8 protein-coding genes are annotated in these 4,285 nt (G+C 34.0%); 1 reads left to right on the forward strand and 7 read right to left on the reverse strand.

Going from position 1 to position 4,285, the window contains the following annotated elements; genetic code table 11:
• From ABYK33_RS14130 to ABYK33_RS14150, 5 genes are all read right to left on the reverse strand, one after another.
• The coding region (locus ABYK33_RS14130) for a hypothetical protein (protein WP_373033930.1) at positions 1 to 259 on the reverse strand (259 nt) is incomplete at its 3' end.
• A 180-nt stretch (positions 260 to 439) separates the two neighbouring features.
• The gene (locus ABYK33_RS14135) at positions 440 to 1,366 is read right to left on the reverse strand and encodes a DUF234 domain-containing protein (RefSeq protein WP_373033931.1); all 927 of its coding nucleotides are present in this window, start codon (positions 1,364 to 1,366) and stop codon (positions 440 to 442) included.
• A 63-nt stretch (positions 1,367 to 1,429) separates the two neighbouring features.
• Positions 1,430 to 1,609 (reverse strand): DUF2986 domain-containing protein, encoded by a 180-nt coding sequence (locus ABYK33_RS14140; protein WP_373033932.1) that lies wholly within the window; start codon positions 1,607 to 1,609, stop codon positions 1,430 to 1,432.
• 202 nt (positions 1,610 to 1,811) lie between these two features.
• Positions 1,812 to 2,060 (reverse strand): hypothetical protein, encoded by a 249-nt coding sequence (locus tag ABYK33_RS14145; protein WP_373033934.1) that lies wholly within the window; start codon positions 2,058 to 2,060, stop codon positions 1,812 to 1,814.
• 25 nt (positions 2,061 to 2,085) lie between these two features.
• Complete coding sequence (locus ABYK33_RS14150) at positions 2,086 to 2,244, reverse strand: hypothetical protein (protein ID WP_373033935.1); 159 nt, start codon at positions 2,242 to 2,244, stop codon at positions 2,086 to 2,088.
• Positions 2,245 to 2,552: 308 nt separating this feature from the next.
• Here ABYK33_RS14150 and ABYK33_RS14155 point away from each other — a divergent pair, with 308 nt between their 5' ends.
• Complete coding sequence (locus ABYK33_RS14155; RefSeq protein WP_373033936.1) at positions 2,553 to 2,750, forward strand: hypothetical protein; 198 nt, start codon at positions 2,553 to 2,555, stop codon at positions 2,748 to 2,750.
• 175 nt (positions 2,751 to 2,925) lie between these two features.
• On the opposite strand, the gene ABYK33_RS14160 is transcribed toward ABYK33_RS14155, so the two are convergent.
• Positions 2,926 to 3,633, reverse strand: coding sequence for a hypothetical protein (locus tag ABYK33_RS14160; protein ID WP_373033938.1), 708 nt, complete (start codon positions 3,631 to 3,633; stop codon positions 2,926 to 2,928).
• Positions 3,634 to 3,857: 224 nt separating this feature from the next.
• Positions 3,858 to 4,285 (reverse strand): hypothetical protein (locus ABYK33_RS14165; RefSeq protein WP_373033939.1); only part of this gene is annotated, 428 nt, incomplete at its 5' end.

Genomic DNA, 4,285 nt, shown 5'->3' on the forward strand with positions numbered 1-4,285 from the left:
CGATGCAGATGATTTTTCCTTCATATTCTCGTGTGGCGTGGATGATACCCTGTAGTTTTGGGAAAAAGTATTTCGGATAACTTAGCGGTGTGATCTCAACAATCTTAATCTGTTCATTTTTTTCAAGGGTATCGAGTATAAGCTGTGCATCTTCCATACTCTCAAACTGCACACACCAGTCATCAAAAACTTTATTGAAATTTTTTAGATCTTCATCTAAAAAACCTCCGACAAGTGATTGTAAAGCAAAAATTCCCATTTGTGTTATCCTGTATTTTAAAGGCAGCATACTAGCATAATTCTCTCTTTTTAATATCTCTCTTCTTTGTTGCATGTGATTCTAAGGTATAAGGGGTCAGGTGAACGTAATTGTATTGTTTAAATTATCAAGCTCTTTTACGATGACGTTCACTTGATTCCTATTTCCCAGTTTATCTACTTAATACTTTTTATTTGTATATACCAACAAGTCATCACTACTCAAGTTGTCTAGTAATGAAGAAAGTTCTACCCCAGAGAGAAGTACTACTTCCTTCTCTTTTAAGGCTTCCACTTCTGTGGTAAACCCATTTTTAGAAAAAAGTACATAATCAGAAATTGCTAGTTCTGCTTTTTCACACTTTTCTATGAGAGTATTCATCATATTACTCTTTGCCGGATCCTTAGAGTACTTACATGCAGCAGCTATCATAGCACCAGACTGTCTTACGGCAAGTATGTCTATTTCTTGTTTTTTATCATAATAACTGCCAATTTTTACAATAGGGTCATTTTTAGACTTAACGTTAAATGTTTCTTTAACAAGCTCCAAGAGCAAAAGATTATTTAGTAAAGTGGAGAAATTGTCTCTTACTCTTTGCCACTTTTGTGTAAATACATCATAATTTTTTTCTGAAATACTTTGGTGGTTCGGTGAAATCATGGCAAACCAAAAACGAATAAAAGGTAAATCGAACAATATTCTATCTGATTTACCACTTTGATCGTTTAATGGTTTTTCTACAGACAAGTCAAACTTGATTAAACTTTTGCTAACCAAGTAGTCTATGGCTTCTTCACCTTTATCTTTATCTACTTTGGCTTTTTTTAACACATCTTTTTCATGGTTCACACCCAAAGCAACAATAGTCAATATCTTATGATACAAGCTATTATTATGTGTATCCCGTGTCATATTTTCATGCAGTGCCTCATAATTAAAAAGTACTTTCTCTTCAATGAGTGTTGTCACACTTTTAGAAACATCCAAATCCCACCCCGTACCACCAAATACTGTAAAATATTCTAGTGCCTTGTCAAAGTCTTTTATATTGTTTTGGAAAGCAAAAGAGCGAAAATGTTGTAGAAGTGTTGGGTGTTTTGACATGGGTTAGCCTTGTTTTAGATAAATGAATTATAACTCTGGGATCTATTTAAAAAGTAATAGTGATTACTTGACACCTATATCACACTCTTTTTCAGCGTCAGGCTCTACTGTAGAGTTTTCTAATTCTGCCTTCGCTCTATCGGCCTTACAGATATAAGGTGCCTTATTGGAAGTCTTTGTCTTTGCACGGGTACGTTTGAGACGTTTATCATATATCTTTTGCAGCTTATCTTTTCTATTCATATTACTATTCCTTAAATATATCAGTAAATTGGTCAGCCCCTAAAGTTAAATTAAAGGGGCCAGGTTTCTTTTTAAAGTGCTAATAAACTCGATTCCAAAATCAAGTAGCCTATTCCCTTTATTCTTATATATATTTTACCATGCAACGCTTTTAGATACGTTTGGGAGTCTCCAATATTTAAAACTAAAAAGTGGCCATTTATCACCTGTCCCTAATATTGTCCCTTAGATTGTTGTCAAACCATTTTTGTAAGTCTTTCCCATATTTATATTCTGATAACTCAAATGTTTCTATGCCCGTGCTAAGGTATTCATCATAAAGTATATCTGCAGATATAGCTAAAGTTTTTTTCTCATGCTTAAGCCAATTAGATAAGAGTATAACAAAGTCACTTTTTCTATCTTCCCAATACTTTCTTCTCAATCCAATTTGTTCTTTACTACTCATCATCTGACCCAATCTTTTACAATTTACACTAAGAGATATTTTCCACTAAATCATTATCCGTAGGATAGCCTGCAACTTCAAAACCATCCTCATCAAAAAAATGTTTTTTGCCTGTATCCATACTAATGCATACAAGAGGGTACTCTTCCTCTTCACGAATCTCTTTGATAATAAATCTCTTACCCATACTACTCTTCCACCTCTGACCTACTTTAAACTCTATAAATTCATATTCCACTTTTTTGACTCTCTGACTCAAATTTTAATGTCTATTATATCAAATACAATAGTGATCACCTATCCTTAGTTGAGAAAATGGGGTCAGACACTTAAAGTTAAAAGTGGATATTGAACCCCTGGGGTGTAATTGGTGACCATTCATCACCTGACCTCAATTTTTCAAGCCTAGGGTTAAAATTGTATTATGATGTAATTAACAGTAACATACTACGATATAGTGTAGCAAATCAATGACACATGGCTAAGGAGAATAGAGTGCTCTTAAATAAAAAAGAAGTGAAAGATATAAAACTAACAAATTTTACACAATTTATAGAAACAATCCAAACAAGTCAAGAAAAAGAACTACAAAAAAAGATAAAAGAAAATGAGGATTACATCGAGTATATAAAAAAACATGATAAGAAAGCCTATGAAAAGTACTTAAGTTATTCAACATATTTAAAACATTGAGTTTAATATTGTCGACTTAAATTAGTAGCCAATGCCATCTCTTTTCAAAAAGTAATAGTGATTACATATCCTTAGTTGAGAAAATAAAGGAACATAGATAAAAGAAAGGGGTCAGAATAAAGGGGTTAGGTGATAATGATAACGAGTAAAATATTTAATGGCAATAGAAGTACCCTTATATTATTTCATTGTTACTTGTAAACCAACGTTCTAAAAAACACTCTCTTTCACATATCTCTGCACCTAATGCCTTTTTGTATGGTATATTGTGACCTAAGCTCCATAGTATAAAACCATTTTCTTTGAGGTATTTACCCAGTAGCACTAGTTGAGCCGTACCATAGTTGTTATACTTTTTATTTTTTTTGCTAAATCCACTGAGACTTGTATATGTTCTACCTATCATATAACCTATCTCACCAGCTATGACCTCTCCATGATGTTCGACATAAGCTGTTATGACTTTAAAATTTCTATCTAACCCCACTGTGCTTCTAAGTATACTGGCATAATGTTTCGTTAGCCAAGAGTTTTTATGTGTCTCTTCTATGTATTGGGCTATCTCTTCTATGTTACTATCTGTGGTTAGTTGTAGGTTTTCTTTGCTTATGCGTTTGGCTACTTTTTTGCTACAGTGTAGCTGTTCTAAATCTAGCAGTGCACACTCAAATTGCATTTCAGGGAGTAGAAGTTCTTGTCCCTTATACACTTCTGTAACAGTGATAAACCCTGCTTTTGCCTGTGCTATATAATACTCGGCAGAGTAGTCGTCACTCCAGTAGTAGTTGTTATCTATATCAGAGTAAATGGCTTCTTGTAAGTAGCTAAGATTGATGAGTGATTCATAAGGCAGATAGTGAATATCACGTTGTATATTTTCCATAGTTGTACCTGTTTTAAATGACTGATATGATTGTATCAAAATATTTGGTTTTTACTCGTTCAGCAGCTCCAGTTGTTGAACGAGTAATTATAAAAATATTATGTTTGGCATAAATGATCATCTAGATTGCAGTTATTTTTAAGAATGTCATTTATGATTATATACCCATGATTTAGTGCTGAAGTGATAGGTGGCAACTGCCCCAAAGCTCCAAATTTTTGAGTTTAATTATATGGAGATATGTCATACTTCTCAAACAACGCTTTAAGACCCTTGGTAAGTTTCTTACTTGCAGGGTACTTTGGCATAGGCTTTTTTTGTTGTCCTTTTCTTGTAGGAACAAACGGCTCTTTGTCGTACAACTTCACTAGCTTGTTGTAGTTACTCTTACTGACATTTGGGACTTTGGGTACTTCACTAGGATGCACATGCATATCACCCTGCTCATCGACATAAGCACCTCGCTCAAAATAGTCAGCCGCATTTCTTAAAAACGTAGGAAAATCAAAATCTTCTTCATACCCCAAACCGGTTCGCTTAAGTGCATTTTCTACTTTACCTAAAATGGCATTAGCTCTTTTGTCTAGAGCTTCTCTCACCACACCTTTAGTTGGGGAGTACGCTTCATCGTTTCTTTTGTGTGCATGGTCTA

Source organism: Sulfurovum sp., from assembly GCF_041562805.1.
In the GTDB taxonomy this organism is placed as follows: Bacteria; Campylobacterota; Campylobacteria; order Campylobacterales; family Sulfurovaceae; genus Sulfurovum.